Genomic DNA, 16,552 nt, shown 5'->3' with positions numbered 1-16,552 from the left:
ACCGGGGGTCGACGGAGAGCCGACACTCGCGTGGGCATGCATTGACGAAGAAACTACGTGGGGTACGATGGAGTCATTCCTTCCCTCGTGGATGGGTAAAACAAAGTCCACCCACTGGGTGGGTGTTCAAAATGTTCAGATCTTCGTCCGCCAAGATTTCGGATCTGAACTACACACTTAGACGAAGGCCCGCCAAGGCGGGCCTTCTGCTTTTAACTGGCCTTCTGGATAGGCAAAGCCTCCGGAATCTGGCTACGGTCGGCCCAGGCCGGCAATCCATCGGCCTCTAGCTCGAGGCGTTCTAGGATAAGTTCAAGACCCTGGGATGCACTTATGCCCATACGGTCCGACATGTCATGAAGCTTGGTCTTGCAGGAGACAGGAATTGAGTAATTGGTCTGGACATTGCTCAGACCTGACCCGCGCGGACGCCGCTGTACGTTTCCCATAGAAACCAGACTATTCATAGGACTAGGCATTTGGGCCTACCGACACGCTGGTCATTTTGTTCTCCATCGATCAGGATTTGGCCATATCTGCTCCGTCAGCCAGATATAGGTCATTCAGAACGTGTGCACTGTAATAATTTTAGTGCACTGCATCTACAGTACACCTCGGGTTGTGCCTGATCGAAAGTTTCAGGGGGCCGTCTTGATGGTGCTTACCCAGGACTCCACCTCGTGTTCGAATTTCTCCGGCAGGGAGTTCCATTCGCATTGGTGGGGGACTGCGGGGAATTCCTTGAGCGTGACGAGGTTGTTGTTAGAGTCAGCAAACTTGAGTGACAGCGAGTACGGCACCTCAGTATCTCCGGGTGAGTGAAGCACTAGTGCCGGCACGCGGAGCCGGCTGGGGATACGAGTCCAATCCAGGTTCTTGAAATCAACGGGTTCTGTGAGCGAAGTGAGCCGCCTCAGTAATGGACTGGAAAGTATGCGCGGAACCAACGCAGCGATCCTCCTGGGAAGCCCCGCAGTCTTGGCGTTTTCGGATATGACTGCTTCTGTATTCGGTCCTGGCGATACCAGGACCAATCCCGCGATCAGATGCCGGTATTTAGACGTCTCAGTGAGCAGAAGCGAAATCGTCGCGCCCATGGACCACCCGAAGAGGTAGATGGCCTTGGCGCCGTGGTCGGCTGCATACCCTAGCGCTTTCTCAACATCAGCGGCCTCCAGTCTTCCGTAGTGACAGACCTGGCCCTTGCTATGGTTCTCCGCGTCTCCGTAAAAGGAAGGCACTAATGAAACCATCCCGAGGTTTGCGGCCGATGGCACGCTGCGAAGCATCGAAGACCGGGAGGAACGGAGGCCATGTATATGTATGGCCCATATATCGTCAGACGTGCTCTTCGGGCGGAAGACCCAAGCTGGGAGTTCTCTTTCTGCTTGGCCAAGTCGTACCTCATCGAAAACCATGCCCAGCTGGTCCGGTGATGCAATGGCTTGGCCAGTCCATACTCCGCGCAATCTGCCAGTAGCGCGTGAGCCGCTCCACTGCGTTATTTCGCGTGTTACTTCACCGCCGATCGTCTGTGAGACGACTTTTCCGACCGTTAGATGGGCGTCCTTAAGGAGGATCCCGTAGGTACCAGGAGCCGTGGTTTTTGCGTCTGACTCTAGTGTTACTTCACTGTAATCGGCAGAGACAGTAAGCCCCCGTTGCTTGGGATCTTTCCAGGCAGTCATCTTTTGACCTAGAGCTGCTACCGCGATAATCAGCATTGACAATGCGGTGGCGATTATAATGCCAGTCCATGTTTTAGGGGACATACGTGTTCCTTACTTCAAGAGGAGTTCGTGAGCGGGAATTCAGTGAGAAGATCGTCGGCCCTGTGGGTAAGCGTCAACTCCGAGCTGTTAAGGATGAACCCGCCAAGAGCCATGAAGTCACGGACAAGGATCAGACCTTGGTAGCAAGCGTTCTTGGGGTCTAGGAAAACTGCCAGCCAATTTGGGGATTTCGCTTCCGTATGAGCCAGTATTCTCCAGATTCTGACTGCGTAGTAAAGGAATCGGTGGTATCTGAGCAGGGAGTAGAACGACCCTCGCAGGAACCCACCACAAAGAATGATGACACCTGCAAAAAATAGTGCGATGTAGACCTTATACAGAAAGGCCGGCACATTGGGGCCGACAATCTTCGTGTGTTGAAGCCAGAGAAGTCCGATATCGATCGCGTTGCCAAGACTTACTAGGGAGAACCCCGCAATAAAAACTTTGGATCGCGGTGCCGTCTGCCAAACCGCATAGAGCGAGAGCAAGGAAATGATCCCCACGCTACCCAAGTAGATGCTGAGGTAGAGAGCCGTCCATGGTTGGTCGATGAGTGTGGCGATAAAGCCTTCAACAGACACAAATCTTTCTTGCTTGTCGTCGATGAGAGCGAAGCACGCTGAACAACAGGCGATAGCGAGCATCAGGCCAGGGTAATAAAACCGAGCGGCTTCTCTCGATGTGTGGATAAGAATCGCCTGGTACATGAAGTGGAAGGACAGAATGGCTGAAGTCGACCCGAGTATGTTCCAGTACCCGGCCGAGCCCAGCACGGCGTCAAGCTCGGGGATAGGAATAACAAAGCCCAGGCAAATGACCGCAAGCAAACCGAAGGTACCAGCCAGCCATCCTGGCCGCGAAGCTTTGGTCCGCAAGGCATACGGTGCCCGCAGCACCAAAATAATCCCTGTCAGGTAGAGCAGTAGCGTGGAGGGTTCCCTCATCAGCCAAACGCCTGGCTGCTGCGCGGCTTTCGGCTGATAAGAGCGGCGATCTTGTAGGCGAGGAACTCCGCCTCCCTCTCAGCTTCATTCCAGAGCAGCTGCCGGGTAGGATCCGAATCAGGAGCCGTTGCTGGTCTTTCGCAGTTGGTGTGGCCGCACAACAGGTGTCCAAGCTCATGGAAGAGGCTATGCATCTGATAGGAGTGAGGATCAATCCCACGAAAGACGATGAAAACGAACTCCAAAGTGATGGCGAAAGTACCAGTTGTCGTCTTAAACCGGTCGTCCACGGTTGATTCGAGCACGATCGGTTTCCCGATTACTTCCGCAACAGTTTCAACGACGTCGTTTGCGGTCATACCGGGAGACAGCCGAATTTTGCTGAGCGCATCTTCGGCACGTATGCGTGACTGCGGCGAGATCCTGATCGGCTGGTTGTCATATTTCCGTGGCACGACTCAGTCCTTTTCAGACGTGCCTAGTCTTTTTTGGACGAGCTCTGCCAATGCTTGGAGTGCCCCACTGTCCAATGTTCCGCGGCCTCCGAAGCCGATGACGCCAGCAAGAGAAAGTGCATTCTCGGCTCGCATACGATTTTCTACCTCACGAATAGTCTCGTCGTCATCTGTGAGTAGATAACTTACTGTTCCGGTGAGTACTTCCGAAAGATAGTTCAGAAAATAATCGCTAGCAGGACCGCCCTGTTCGACGAGGGTTTCCCAAGATTTATAGCTCATCGTCATATTGCGTTCGGCCATGAGGGGACCGTATTTCTCATATGCCTGGCGTGAGTCGCCGGCATCCTTAATTTCAATCACCTTGTGGAGGCGCAGGGACACAGACTCGGAACGATTCTTTTGTGTCTGCGATGTTGTCGACGCTGCCAAGAGCTGTGCCGCCGGGGTTTGCTGAGTTCCAAAACGCTGTTCAAGGAGGCTCGACGGGGCCACAGTCATCTGAAGTTCGCGTAACAGCCTCACCAACATGCTGGTATGTTCTGCTGGGTGTGGGCCTACAAACTTCTTCAAGAGCGCAAAATCAGCGGCAATTATTGAATCAGCGGTAGTTATTCCGTTGTCTGTGAGCGACCACAAGACTTTTCTTTTGTCCGTGCCAGAGCCTCTCTCCACCAACCCTTTTGCAACTAGAGAGTCAACGGATCGGAACGGGTCTCGGTTCAGAAGCAACATGTCCCCGAGTTCTTGCATGGAACGAGAACCAGACTCGTTAAGCATCAACAATATTTCGACTTGAGCGCTCGTTAGATCACGGGTGCTGCCCTGATCCAGAACTGCCCGTTCCCATTCTCTTGAGATGGCAAGAAGCAAATACCGAAGCTCAGACGGGGCCAGATGTTGTTCGGACATAGCTCCCTAGCGTCGGTGATATTCCCAAAATCTTTGACTCAGTCTAGCGCGACAGCACTATCAACCCCTCCCAAAGCTACGAAATAGAGAGAATATGCCTAGTGAAACAATATAAACAGTGCCACTACGCTAGAACTACTCAGCTCCAATGTAAGTACAGTGCATTATGTTAGATTGGTTGCATGAACCGGCGGCCGACACAAATTGAGCTCACTGGGGACCAGCCTCTGCTGGACGTACTACCGGCATCCGAGGTCAATGAAAGGGGAGCGGTGTCATGGAGGCATTGCCGTCCGGTACGGATCGGCCAATGACGGCCCATCCTGGAGAACGTCTCGTTATGAGTGGACGATCATGAGCCAACCCAAATCGCTTGGTCTCGTGGCGCTTATCGCGGTACCTGCACTGTTCCTTGGGCCGATCATGACCATGTTCTTGCTGTTGACCCCGGCAGCGCCAGCCGTTGCTGATTGCGGCCCGGCCGTTTCCGTCGTCATTGACGGCAACACCCAGGTTGAGGGCTATACCCAAGAGCAGTTGAAGAACGCGGCGGCGGTCATGGGTGCTGGAAAGGTGCTGGGTCTGTCTGTAAAGGGGCAGATGATCAGCGTGATGGTGGCTCTGGGGGAGTCGGGATTGCGTGTTTTGGATTACGGTGACGGTGCCGGTCCTGATTCTCGGGGGGTGTTTCAGCAGCGTGATAACGGCGCGTGGGGCTCCTACGCGGACCGTATGGACCCCTCTATCAGCGCTACCAACTTCATTAAGGCTTTGCAGGGGGTCGCTGGTTGGGAGTTGTTGGAACCGACACTGGCTGCCAGCAAGGTTCAGCGCAACGCGGACCCATATCACTACCAGAAGTATTGGCCCGAGGCCGTCAAAATTGTTCAGGCACTTTCGAACTCTCAGTTCTCCGTGGAAGGCAGCGGCTGCGCCATTCCTGGACAGTCCGGTGCCGGGGATGACTACCCGTGGAAGAACTCTCCGACCTGGGTGCAGGTTGGCGCCGGTGCTGCCAGCACTTCCCCGTTGGGCATGTACTACCGGGAGTGCGTGGACTTCGCTTTGTGGCGGGTGAACCAGCAGATGGGGTCGACGAGTGCACCGTTTAAGTTCCTTAACGCCACGTTCCGCCCGGATGGGCAGGTCCTTGGCTCGGCTTTGACGTGGAAGGCCGGGTGGGACGCCAAGGGCTGGCCTACCGGCAACACACCCAGGGTTGGTGCGGTTGTTTGGTACGCACCGGGAACCGGGGGAGCGGACCCGAACTTCGGCCATGTCGCCGTGGTCAAGGCCGTCAACACTGACGGGACCTACGTCGAAGAGGGCTACAACGGCAAGCCGGCCCCGGATGACCACAACTACTACACCCGGACCGTGTCCAGCAAGGTCCCCTCATCGTTCCTGTACCTGCCCAGCCAAGAGGAGAAGAAGTGAAAAAGCCCCTGACCCTGCTCGCCGCCGCCGTCGCCAGCACCGTGGCCGTGTTCTGTGTTTCGTGTGCACCGGCAGCAACTACTACCCCGGCGCCGGCGGAATCAGCGACCAGCACCGCCCCCACCGCGTCCGCGCCGGTGTCGTTGAGCGCCAACAGCGGGCCGCAGGCACCTGGCGGAACGGCCCCGGCGACCCTGGGTATCCGCTGGGATCAGGCCAGTAAGGACAGGGCTGTGGACGTCGCAGGGAAAGCCATGGCGGATTTCGCCCGCCCGGCGGTGGAGGAAAGGCAGTGGGCCAATGACCTTGCCCGGTGGCTGACCCCGCAGGCCATTGCCGACTACTCGGCCGTTGACCCGGCCAACATACCCGCTCACCGTGTCACCGGCCCGGCCACGCTCAGCGTTGATGAGGCGAACGGTTTCGGCGTCACGGCAGCGGTCCCCACCAATGCCGGGACCTACACGCTGCAGCTGCTGCGCAGGGGCAAGGACGCCGGGTGGAAGGTCAACCGGCTCACACCACCGGCCGCCTAAGCGCGGCACTTTTTGCATCTCATATAGGTAAGGAAGAAGTTCATGGGTACTACACCAACCGAGGTCCTGGCTTTTCCCAGCATCAGGGCCATTGTCGGCGTTAACGGGACCGCGGAGGTCATCGTCGCGGGGAATTCCCGCGTCGTTCCTGCCGGGGAGTCCGTGCAGGAACTTCGCCGCAATGCCCTGGCCCTGGTGGTGGTCGAGGCGCAGACGTTGAAGCGCCCCGTGCGGGTCCGGATTGAGGATCCCGAAGGGCACGGTGAACTGATCGTGCACCCGGATCACAGGATTGAATCTCTCTCCTACCAGGCGCATCCGACCCGCCGCCGGGCAGATGCTCCGGAAACCGCGCCCGAGACCGGAGCACCGGCCGTAATTGATGCTGTCCCTGCTGCACCTGCTGCTGTCCCTGAGCCGGTGGCCGCCGTAGCGCCCACGGCGGTTCCGGCCCCCGCCACACCGGTGGACCGTCAACCGGGGGCGCCCACTTCAGTCGCCTCCGGCAGCAGGGGGTTGCCGGCCACCCCGGGACCGCAGCCGGCTGCAGTGGCTGAAGAAACGGCGCCGACGCGGCGGAGTTTGAAGGAAACCTCCTTCCTGGTCAGCGCCCCGGTGCTGGAACCGGCCACACAGGGCTGGCGCGGCACCCTCACGCGCCTGGGGCTCCGGTTGGGCCCCTCAGCGGAAGAACTTTCGGAGCGGGAGGATATCCGCATGGTCAGCCAGCACTGGCCCGGTCCCCGCACCATTGCCGTGGTCAACCGTAAAGGCGGGGCGAACAAGACCCCGACCGTGGTGATGCTCTCGGCCATCCTGGCCCGTTACAGCGGGGCTGCCACCGTGGCCTGGGACAACAACGAATCCCAAGGCACCCTGGGATGGCGGACAGAAAAAGGATCCCACGACCGCAGCGTCCTGGACCTTATTGATTCCTCAACCGGGCTGCTGTCCCCGGCAACGAACGCAGCCGAAATCGCCCAGTTCGTCCATCACCAAACGGGGGATAAATTCGATGTCCTGCGCTCGGATGAAAACGAAGAAGGCGATCATGAAGTGACCGCTGAGGAAGTCGATATCGCCCACCAGGTCCTCACCCGCTATTACCGGCTGGTGATCATGGACTCCGGTAACACGGCCCGGGCCGCGAACTGGCGGCGGATGATCGAGCACACCAACCAGCTCGTCGTCCCCGTCACCGCCATCGAGGACCGCGCCGAAGCTGCCCGGCTGACCCTGCAGACGCTCGAATCCCGTGGCGGCCACGACGCGGAGCTGGCCCGCAACGCGGTCGTCATCGTCTCCGAGTCCACTGACTCCAAGCCCCACATGAGCGGGGACGCCGTGAGACGGGCCAAAGACGAAGCGCAGCGGATCGCTGACGGTTTTGAACCGTTCGTCCGGGCCGTGGTCCGGATTCCCTACGATCCGGCCCTGGTCAACGGCCCTATCCGCTACGAAGCCCTCCAACCCGCCACACGAAGGGCGTGGTTGGCCGCAGCGGCCGCTGTCGCTGCCGGCTTCTAAAGCACTCAGCAACGAAAAAACGTTGAAAGGAGGAAACATGCAACAGTCCCTGAACCCCTGGCTCACCCACCCAACCACCCCCGAAGGCGCGGGCGAGGCAGCCCCGGACGCGTACCTGCTCCCTGCGACGGTGATCAGTACCCCCTTGCGGGGAATGGTGGCACCTGACGCAGCAGACCGCCTCGCCTGCCGCACCGTCTCCGGCTCCGCAGTGCTGTGGATCACCGGTGCCCATGGGGGAGCCGGTGAAAGCCGCATCGCTGACCTCATCGACGGGGCACGCGTGAGCGATCACTGCTGGCCCGTCATCCAGGAGGGAAGCACCCCGCGGGTGCTGCTGGCCTGCCGGGCCGACATGCACGGCCTGACAGCGGCCCGGAACGCACTGACCCAATGGGCCTCAGGTGCAGCACCCGCGGTTGAGCTGCTCGGCCTTGCGATCCTGGCTGACGCCCCGGGGAAAACTCCCAAACCCTTGCGGGACTTCGCCGCCATCATCGGCGGCGGAGCGCCCCGGCTCTGGATCCTGCCCTGGGTCCAGGCCTGGCGGCACGGGGGCTCCACCACCGTGCCGCCGGACCGGGAGTACCAACGCTTCATCACTGACTTAACCGCTTTGGCTACCGACACCACCCCCAGCACCACCTTTTGAAAGGTCTCCCGTTCATGAATTCCTTGTCCACACTGGCAGTAAACGTCATCCCCGACCCCACCCCGGTCGTCCCGCCCGAGGCCGGCGGGCTGCTCACGATCCTGAACTGGGCCTCCGGTATCGGTCTGGTCCTGGGCGTCCTGGGCGTGATCATCGTCGGTATCGGTATGGTCATTCAGCTCCAGCGCGGTGAGGGCGGCCAGGCCCTCGCCAAACTCGGCTGGGTCCTCTTGGGCTGCATCATCATCACCAGCGCCGCAGGCATCGTCCGCGCCTTCGTCTAAGCCAGCACCAACCAACGGGAGGTTCACCATGAGCCAGTCAACAGAGAGCACCACGGAGACCAATCCGTTCACCAAACCCGGGTTCATCATTGCTGCCGCCCTGGTCATCGCCCTGATCGCAGCCACCGCCGTCATCTTCCTACTCCCCAAAGGCGACAGCAACGCACAGCCGGCACCAGCGGCCGCAGGCTCTAGCAGCGCACCGGCAGCGAGTCCCGGCACTTCTGCGACAACAGCGTCCAATAAGAGCGTCTGCGGACTGGCCTCGTCGTCGGAAAAGACGCTGGGAACTGCGCCGAAGTCCAAGTGGGAGCTTGTCGGGAAAATTGCTACGCCTACTGATCCGAAAACCTTTGGACCACGGAGAACTGACGAAAACGGCTTTCGGTCCTGCTTTGCGCAGTCTCCCACTGGGGCTTTGTACGCAGCAATGAATGTCGCCGCCCTTGGTTCATCAGGTTCTTCGGTACTTGAGCGGCAATTAGCCGAAAAACTGCTGGTTCCTGGAGCAGGAAGGGATGCCGCTATGAAGCAAGCTGCTGCTGATTCGGGTTCTTCGGGTTCAAGCACCCCGATTCAGGTCCGCGGTTTCCTGATCAAGTCCTATACCCCGGAAGAGGCGAACATCGATCTTGCCTTTCAGACCGAGAAAGGCGCCTATGCCCGCCTTACTCTGTCCATGCGGTGGATGGGCGGGGACTGGAAAGTTAAACCAGCGGACGACGGAACTACCTTCACGGGGACCACACAGATCAGCGATCTGAGCGGCTTTATCCTTTGGTCCGGAGTCTGATATGGCCGAATGCGGTTTTGGGGACATAGGGTGTGGGGTTGGCAACGCCGTCTCTGATTTGAGCAACGATGCCATGGGCAATATGGCGAAAGCCATTATGGAGGGCATGAGTCAGATGGTGACGACACTGTCGACGTTCTGGGTGTCCACGCCGACGGTGAATCTGGCCAGTGCAGACGGAACGACGCCGAGCCCGGTCGTGTCGATAGTGAACAGCGAATTGATGGTCTGGACGGTGGCGTTAGCGGTCCTCGCCGTCATTGTCGGTGGCATCCGAATGATCTGGGAACAGCGCGGGGCACCGTTGAAAGAGCTTTTACGCTCTCTGGTCACGCTCACCGTGGTCTCGGGTCTGGGCCTGGGTGTCATCTCGATCCTGGTCATCGCAGCGGATGCTTTCTCAGCGTCCATCATCAACCGTTCCACGGATGGTAAGGGCTTTGCTGAGGCAATGCACATCGTCGTCCTGATCACCCCCACCGGCGTTGGGGTGTTTATCCTCATCATCCTGGGACTGATCGGGTTACTTGCCTCCCTCGTCCAGATCGTCCTGATGGTCATCCGCAGCGGCATGCTGGTGATCCTGGCCGGTATCCTGCCCACCACGGCCGCTTTCACGAACACCGAGATGGGCAGGCAGTGGTTCCAAAAAGCAGTCGGCTGGACCCTGGCTTTCATCCTCTACAAACCCGCCGCGGCGATCGTGTACTCGGTCGCGTTCCTCCTGATGGGAAACAACACTGGGAAGGACACTTTGATCGGGTCCATCACCGGGTTCACGCTGATGGTTGTCGCCCTGTTCGCGTTGCCGGCGCTCATGCGGTTCGTCACGCCAATGGTAGGCGCCGTTGCCTCCGGCGGCGGTGCCGGGGCCGGGATGGCCGTTGGTGCCATGGCCACAGGCGCTGTCTCCCTGGGGCGCAGCGGCAGCGGCAAAGGAAATGCCGCCCCGACACCAGCGAGCACGCACAGTGACCAACCCGGCACCTCTCCGAAGGGCAGTGACGGAACACCCGGACCCCAGGGAGGCGGTGGACTGCCGACGCCGGGCTCGACCGGTCCCACAGGCCCGGGCGGAGCCACCAGCACCACAACCACTGCTACCGCAGGAACCACAGGAGCTGGTACTGCAGGCACCGCAACCGCGGGGACTGCAGGAGCTGGGGCGGGGGCTGGAGCTGCTGCCGGCACTGCCGGTGCCGGTGCAGCGTCGGGGGCGGGGGCGGCTGCCGGGCCGGCCGGGCTCGTCGTCGCCGCTGGAGCACAACTGGCGGCCAGGGCCGGACAGGCCGCACAACAGGCAGCGCAGGATTCAACCCGGCACGACTCACCACAGGAGGGCCCCAGTGGCAGCAATTAGCACCGACTATAAGGAACCGTCCTACGGCAACTGGCGGGTCCCGCGCTCAGCGGGCCTGGGGAACCTCGGCACGATCGGCACCGGGATAGTCATGGCCGGACTGTTGGCCGGTATCATCAGCTTCGCCCTTGCCGGTTTGCTCCCGGGCCTGACGGTCCTGGCCGTGGCCGGGACCAGCGCCCTGTTGCTGAGCGTGAAAGACAAGCACGGCCAGTCCGTGGTGGACCGTGTCGGAACACGGCTGAGCTTCCGGCTCTCCAGGTCTTCGGGTGCGAATCTGTATCGTTCCGGCCCGCTCGGGGTGACGCCGTGGGGCATGTACCAACTCCCCGGGCTGGCAGCGAAGTCGACCCTGTACGAATTCACTGACTCCTACAAACGCCCTTTCGCGCTCCTGCACATACCCACGACCGGCCACTACACCGTGATCTTCTCCACCGAACCCGACGGCGCGTCCCTGGTGGATCCGGAGCAGGTGGATGCGTGGGTCGCGAATTGGGGCGGCTGGCTGGCTGGGCTCGCCGATGAGGCCGGCCTGGACGCCGCGGCCGTGACGGTGGAGACCGCCCCGGATTCCGGCTACCGGCTCCGCAACGAAGTCATGATGAACATCGACCCGCACGCCCCGGCCTTTGCGCAGGCGATCCTGCGCGAGGTCGTGGACACCTACCCGGAAGGCTCCGCCACGGTCCGGGCCTGGGTGTCCCTGACATTCAACGCCGCACTGCGGACAGGGTCGAAGAAACGCGCACCTGAAGATGTGGCCCGTGAGCTGGCCTCCCGGATCCCGGGCCTGTCGGCCCGGCTGCAGTCCACCGGCGCCGGGATCGCCCGTCCGATGTCCGCGCAGGAACTCTGCGAAGTCGTGAGGATCGCCTACGACCCGCCGGCAGCTTTGATCATTGATCAGGCCCACGCCGCCGGCTCCCCGGTGTCCCTGACCTGGGGTGAGGTCGGCCCGACCGCGGCTCAGGCCAGCTGGGAGACCTACCGGCACGAGGGTGCGTTCTCAGCGTCCTGGACGATGACCGGGGCACCGCGCGGGTCGGTGAACTCCTCGGTCCTGTCCCGGCTGCTGGCCCCGCACGGGGACATTGACCGTAAACGGATTTCCCTGCTGTACCGTCCGATGGATTCCGCCCGGGCAGCGGCGGTGGTGGAGCGGGACCAGAACAACGCCAACGTCCGCATCACCTCCGGGAACCGGCCCTCCGCCCGTGCCCTCGTCGATGCCCGCTCCGCCGCCCAGAGCGCGGCCGAGGAAGCCCAGGGCGCCGGGCTGGTGAACTTCGGCCTCGTCGTCACGGCCACCGTGACCGACAAGGAACGCCTCACAGACGCCGTCGCCGCCATTGAACAGACCTCCGGTACCGCCCGGGTCCTTTTGCGCCGGGCTTACGGTGCGCAGGACACCGCGTTCGCAGCCTCACTGCCCCTGGGACTGGTGTTACCCAAGCACAGCATGCTGCCCACCGAAATCAAGGATGCCCTCTAATGGCTCTCAAAAAGTTTCTGACGTCAATGACAGCAAAGACAGTAAAGCCAGCAAAAGCTGCCCCCAAAAGTAAGGCTGAGAAGCAGCCCCGGGAGGCCGGGCCCGGCGCCCGTGGCTGGACCGGACGCGGCGGGGGCATGGCCGCCCTCGTGCCGTCCGTGAAGGAATACCGGGGAACCACGGTCCAGGTCTGTGGGCTGTGGCCGTTTTCCTCCGGTGCGTCCTCACCCATGATCGGGGTCCCGCTGGGACGTCATGAGGAAACCCAGGCCACGGTCTGCTGTGATCCGATCAGCTGGTTCCAGCGCGCCCGGCTCATCTCCAACCCCTCAGCGTTCATCCTGGGCAAACCCGGCCTGGGGAAGTCCACGCTGGTGCGTCGCATGTTCTTAGGCCTCTCCGGCCAGGGCGTGAATGCGCTGGTCCTGGGGGATTTGAAGGGCGAGCACATCAAAGCCGTCCAGGCACTCGGTGGCCAGGTGATCTCTCTGGGCCGGGGCGTGGGGTACCTGAATATCCTCGATCCCGGGCAGGCCGTCGAAGTCGCCCAACTCCTTCAAGACCACGGGCACCACGAAGCAGCGACCCGTGTCCGAGCCGACGCCCATGGCCGGCGGCTGAACATGGTCGTCTCCCTCATCACGATCAGCCGGAACAACCCGCCCACTGATCAGGAACAAACCATCCTGGACCGGGCCTTGCGGGTCCTCGATGACCGGGTCAACGGTGTTCCCGTTCTGAAGGACCTTTTGGATGTGATTGTGTCCGCCCCGGATGAGCTGCGCCAAGTCGCACTGGACCGCGGCGACATGACCGTCTACCTGCAGGAAACCCGGGCACTGGAAGCAACCCTGCTCGGCCTGACCGGCGGCGGGAAGCTGGGAGAAATCTTCTCCCGGCAAACCACCAACCCGATGAAACGGGACCGTGCCGTGGTCTTCGATGTCTCCAGCATCGACGAAACCGAAACGGACCTGCAGGCCGCCGTGCTGCTCGCGTGCTGGTCCTACGGCTTCGGGACCGTCAACGTCGCCAACGCCCTCGCCGACGCGCACCTGGAGCCGCGCCGGAACTACTTCGTGGTCTTGGACGAGCTGTGGCGGGCGCTACGATCCGGTAAGGGCATGGTCGACCGGGTGGACGCCCTGACCCGCTTGAACCGCTCCGTCGGTGTTGGGCAGATCATGATTTCCCACACCATGTCAGATCTGCTGGCCTTGCCAGCGGAAGAGGACCGGATGAAGGCACGCGGATTCGTGGAGCGTTCCGGAATGGTGATCTGTGGCGGCCTGCCAGCCTCGGAGATGCCATTACTGACCTCAGCGATACCCCTCTCCCGACAGGAACAGCAGAAACTCATCGGGTGGCAGGACCCGCCCGCGTGGGACTCACGCGGGACCGACGTCGAACCTCCCGGTCGTGGGAAATTCCTCATCAAGGTCGGCGGCCGCCCCGGAATCCCCGTGCAGATCGGGCTCACGTCCATCGAACAGGACGAAGGACTGAACGACACCAACACCCGCTGGCGCACACCAACTGAAACGCTCATGGAGCCCGGAGATTCGGAGCTGGCCACCGAAGGAGGAACACCGTGAGTGCACCGAACCGTAAAGGAATGGGCCTCGGCGACGCCCTGCTGGTCTGGCTGGTCATCGGCTTAATCGTCGTCTTCGGCGGCGGGACCTACGCAGCCGCCCATCTCGGCTCCTGGATGGCCGGCATCCAGCCACCCCCGGGCCACCCGATTGACCTGATCGCCGGGCTGGCCAAGGGCCGCGTGCCCTGGCCCGTCCAGTCGACCGTCGCCGCGGCCCTCATGGCCGCCGTGATCGTGGTCCTGGCCATCGTCGTGCTCGTGGCTTGGAAGAATGGCGCGTCCAAGCGCGCCCGTGTGGATAAAGCCGCCCGCTACCTGGGCCGAGGGAAGTCCCTGGCCGCGTTCTCCGAAAAGGGCGCCAAAGCCACGGCCGAGCGCCTTGGCGTGAAGGACACCCCGGGCATCGTGGTCGGCAAAGTCGTCTCCACCGGCCAGACGTTCATTCAGTCCTGGGAAGACCTCAGCCTCGATATCTGGGGGCCCCGGACCGGTAAGTCGACCTCCCGGGTGATGCCTGCGATCCTGGACGCACCCGGTGCTGTCGTCTCGACCTCGAACAAGCGGGACGTGGTGGACGGTACCCGTGGCGTCCGCGAGGTCACGGCCTCGGTGTGGGTCTTCGATCCGCAGAAAATCGCACAAGAGCAACCAGACTGGTGGTGGAACCCGCTCTCCTACGTCACCGACGAAGAGAAGGCCTACAAACTCACCCAGCACTTCGCCGTTGGTTCACGGGTCCCGGGATCCAAGCCGGATGCCTACTTCGACCCCAAGGCCGAAGACATCCTCTCCTCGTACTTCCTCGCCGCCGCCCTCGGGAAGTTACCAATCACGCAGGTGTATCTGTGGGTGACCGAGCAGGTCAGCCAGGAACCCATCGAAATCCTCAAAGAACATGACTACGAACTGCAATACAAGGGCCTGGAGTCCACGCTGAAGCTGGCCGACAAGCAACGCGACGGTATCTTCGGCACCGCCGAGAAAATGATCCAGTGCCTCAAGAGCAGGAACACACTGCGCTGGGTCGCCCCAGCCCGCGGCGCGTCCGTGGCCACGGACCCACGCCGGCAGTTCAACCCGCACGCTTTCTCAGCCTCACAGGAGACGATCTACATCCTCTCCAAGGAAGGCGCCGGTTCGGCCGCCCCGCTCACCACAGCTTTGACGGTGGCCATCGCCGAGGCCATGGAAGAAAGGGCCGAGCGCAGCGGTGGCCGCCTGCTCAAACCTGCACTGTTCGCCCTGGATGAGTTGGCCAACGTGGTCCGCTGGGCCGGGCTGCCGGATCAGTTCAGCCATTACGGCTCCAAGGGATTGATCGTCATGGGCATCCTGCAGTCCTGGTCACAGGGCGTTGAACTGTGGGGGGAGGCGAACATGCGGAAGATCTGGTCGGCCGCGAACGTCAAGGTCTACGGCGGCGGCGTGGCCGAGGAAGGTTTCCTCCGGGCGCTCTCGGACCTGATCGGTGATTACAGCTACATCAACGTCTCCGTCTCGTCCGGAAAGTCCGGCTCCAGCCGGTCCCGGCAGGAGGGGAAGGAACGCATCTTTGATGTCTCCAACCTTGCGGAGCTGGACCGTGGCCGAGCCGTGGTTCTCGCCTCTGGAGCCCCGGCCACGCTGGTCCGGACCATGCCCTGGTACACCGGGCCACATAAGGAAGCCGTAGAAGCGTCCATCAAGAAGTACAGCCCGCGACCCGAAGAAGAGGCTGTCCCGGTTTCTGCTGCGCCGGTCGCTAATCCCTGGGTCACGGGCTAGGAGGTTCTGAGATGACTACCGACATCGGCCGCTTCAGCTCAAGCGACGTTGAGACACCTGCAGACCCCTCGGCAGAAGAGCAGAAGCCAGCTGAACTGGTCTACGGCTCTGCCGAAGAGTTCCTGCACGAGCAGCTGCTGCCAACGTACGTCCGCGACGTCGACGGCCGCGCCGCGAAGTGGTGCATCGAGTGGTACTACCACCCGGAAGCAGTCACGCGGGTAGAAGCTTTGTGGCGGGCGTGGGAACACCTCAGGCTGGACGGAGCCACGGGCATCAGTGTCTGGTTCAAGGACCACGCGGACCACCACATGAGCGTGATGCTTGACCCACGCGGCCCGTTCTACAAATGCGACATGCAAAAGCACCGCGATCCCGAACACCTGGAACCCAAGAAGGCACCAAACGGATGGTTCCCAGACGTGCGAACCCAGCAGTCCTAAGAGGGGGTTCAGCATCCGCTTCTTCTACCCCGCATCGGCCGGTCAATGGAGGAGAGGGTGGCACGCACGCTAGCATCGATACGGTTACCGAAGAAATGGGGAATTTTGGATCAATCAATACTGTGGGCATTGGCGATATTCGCGCTGCTCACTTTCGTAAAAACTGTGCTGGACGGTGCCAATAAGACCACTGAGGCTGAGGCTGAGCACGCGAAACACTACGGAAAACCAGCGCCGGTACCGGCGGCCGACGGCCGATGGTCCCAAAAAGAAAAAGTTGACTTTGCCAGTTTCACGCTTGGAACTTTCGTGTCCTTGGGAGGCCTGATTTTCGCTGCCTTCAAAGCAGGCGGGGAAGCAGCGGCATACGTTATGTGGGGAGCCGCACTCATAATGGCAATCTTCGCCGTCGCGTGGGCCGCTACCCACTACGCCAAGCCCAAAGGAGAGCCAACTACCCCGGGCCAAGCGACAGGGACCGTCTCGGATGAAGCGGTGACGAAGAATTCGGATAAACCCGAAGGTTCTAGCTTGCCGACAAGCTAGGCGCCGGACGCCATACAAAAGGGTAGAACGCC

At 61.3% G+C, this 16,552-nt stretch carries 16 protein-coding genes; 12 read left to right on the top strand and 4 right to left on the bottom strand.

Annotated elements, in window-relative coordinates; all coding sequences use genetic code 11:
- Positions 1-638: 638 nt before the first annotated feature.
- Genes IV500_RS17265 through IV500_RS17250 form a run of 4 tightly spaced genes read right to left on the bottom strand, consistent with a single transcriptional unit; the run spans position 639 to position 4,086 of the window.
- A complete protein-coding gene (locus IV500_RS17265; RefSeq protein ID WP_196398061.1) occupies positions 639-1,772 on the bottom strand; it encodes an alpha/beta hydrolase family protein in 1,134 nt (377 codons plus the stop codon).
- A 14-nt stretch (positions 1,773-1,786) separates the two neighbouring features.
- Positions 1,787-2,719 (bottom strand): hypothetical protein, encoded by a 933-nt coding sequence (locus IV500_RS17260; RefSeq protein WP_196398060.1) that lies wholly within the window; start codon positions 2,717-2,719, stop codon positions 1,787-1,789.
- Positions 2,719-3,174 carry a M78 family metallopeptidase domain-containing protein gene (locus IV500_RS17255; RefSeq protein WP_196398059.1) on the bottom strand — a complete coding sequence of 152 codons (456 nt, stop codon included), beginning with the start codon at positions 3,172-3,174 and terminating at the stop codon, positions 2,719-2,721. The genes IV500_RS17260 and IV500_RS17255 overlap by 1 nt, the downstream gene beginning before the upstream one ends.
- A 3-nt stretch (positions 3,175-3,177) precedes the next feature.
- Positions 3,178-4,086, bottom strand: coding sequence for a MarR family winged helix-turn-helix transcriptional regulator (locus IV500_RS17250; RefSeq protein ID WP_196398058.1), 909 nt, complete (start codon positions 4,084-4,086; stop codon positions 3,178-3,180).
- 354 nt (positions 4,087-4,440) lie between these two features.
- Between IV500_RS17250 and IV500_RS17245 the strand changes: the two genes are divergently transcribed.
- From IV500_RS17245 to IV500_RS17190, 12 genes are read left to right on the top strand one after another with little or no spacing between them, the layout of a single operon-like run.
- Positions 4,441-5,523 (top strand): CHAP domain-containing protein, encoded by a 1,083-nt coding sequence (locus IV500_RS17245; protein ID WP_196398057.1) that lies wholly within the window; start codon positions 4,441-4,443, stop codon positions 5,521-5,523.
- Positions 5,520-6,059 (top strand): hypothetical protein, encoded by a 540-nt coding sequence (locus tag IV500_RS17240; RefSeq protein WP_196398056.1) that lies wholly within the window; start codon positions 5,520-5,522, stop codon positions 6,057-6,059. Before IV500_RS17245 ends, IV500_RS17240 begins: the two co-directional genes overlap by 4 nt.
- 42 nt (positions 6,060-6,101) lie before the next feature.
- Positions 6,102-7,586, top strand: a complete 1,485-nt coding sequence (locus tag IV500_RS17235; RefSeq protein WP_196398055.1) for a chromosome partitioning protein ParA — start codon at positions 6,102-6,104, stop codon at positions 7,584-7,586.
- Between the two features lie 37 nt (positions 7,587-7,623).
- Complete coding sequence (locus IV500_RS17230; protein WP_196398054.1) at positions 7,624-8,238, top strand: DUF6668 family protein; 615 nt, start codon at positions 7,624-7,626, stop codon at positions 8,236-8,238.
- A gap of 14 nt (positions 8,239-8,252) precedes the next feature.
- Positions 8,253-8,522: a hypothetical protein gene (locus tag IV500_RS17225; protein ID WP_196398053.1), complete on the top strand. Its 270-nt coding sequence runs from the start codon at positions 8,253-8,255 to the stop codon at positions 8,520-8,522.
- A gap of 28 nt (positions 8,523-8,550) precedes the next feature.
- A complete protein-coding gene (locus IV500_RS17220; RefSeq protein WP_196398052.1) occupies positions 8,551-9,315 on the top strand; it encodes a DUF8175 domain-containg protein in 765 nt (254 codons plus the stop codon).
- A 58-nt stretch (positions 9,316-9,373) separates the two neighbouring features.
- The gene (locus IV500_RS17215) at positions 9,374-10,675 is read left to right on the top strand and encodes a TrbL/VirB6 family protein (protein WP_230855106.1); all 1,302 of its coding nucleotides are present in this window, start codon (positions 9,374-9,376) and stop codon (positions 10,673-10,675) included.
- The gene (locus IV500_RS17210; protein ID WP_196398050.1) at positions 10,662-12,170 is read left to right on the top strand and encodes an SCO6880 family protein; all 1,509 of its coding nucleotides are present in this window, start codon (positions 10,662-10,664) and stop codon (positions 12,168-12,170) included. The genes IV500_RS17215 and IV500_RS17210 overlap by 14 nt, the downstream gene beginning before the upstream one ends.
- Complete coding sequence (locus tag IV500_RS17205; RefSeq protein WP_196398049.1) at positions 12,170-13,765, top strand: helicase HerA domain-containing protein; 1,596 nt, start codon at positions 12,170-12,172, stop codon at positions 13,763-13,765. The genes IV500_RS17210 and IV500_RS17205 overlap by 1 nt, the downstream gene beginning before the upstream one ends.
- The gene (locus IV500_RS17200) at positions 13,762-15,531 is read left to right on the top strand and encodes a type IV secretory system conjugative DNA transfer family protein (RefSeq protein WP_196398048.1); all 1,770 of its coding nucleotides are present in this window, start codon (positions 13,762-13,764) and stop codon (positions 15,529-15,531) included. Before IV500_RS17205 ends, IV500_RS17200 begins: the two co-directional genes overlap by 4 nt.
- A gap of 11 nt (positions 15,532-15,542) precedes the next feature.
- A complete protein-coding gene (locus tag IV500_RS17195) occupies positions 15,543-15,974 on the top strand; it encodes a DUF4913 domain-containing protein (protein WP_196398047.1) in 432 nt (143 codons plus the stop codon).
- A gap of 57 nt (positions 15,975-16,031) precedes the next feature.
- A complete protein-coding gene (locus tag IV500_RS17190; RefSeq protein ID WP_196398046.1) occupies positions 16,032-16,520 on the top strand; it encodes a hypothetical protein in 489 nt (162 codons plus the stop codon).
- Positions 16,521-16,552 lie beyond the last annotated feature (32 nt).

Source organism: Arthrobacter terrae (assembly GCF_015708085.1).
Taxonomy (GTDB): domain Bacteria; phylum Actinomycetota; class Actinomycetes; order Actinomycetales; family Micrococcaceae; genus Arthrobacter_M; species Arthrobacter_M terrae.
The sequence above is the reverse complement of the archived record's forward strand: the minus strand, read 5'-3'. Positions and strand labels throughout refer to the sequence as shown.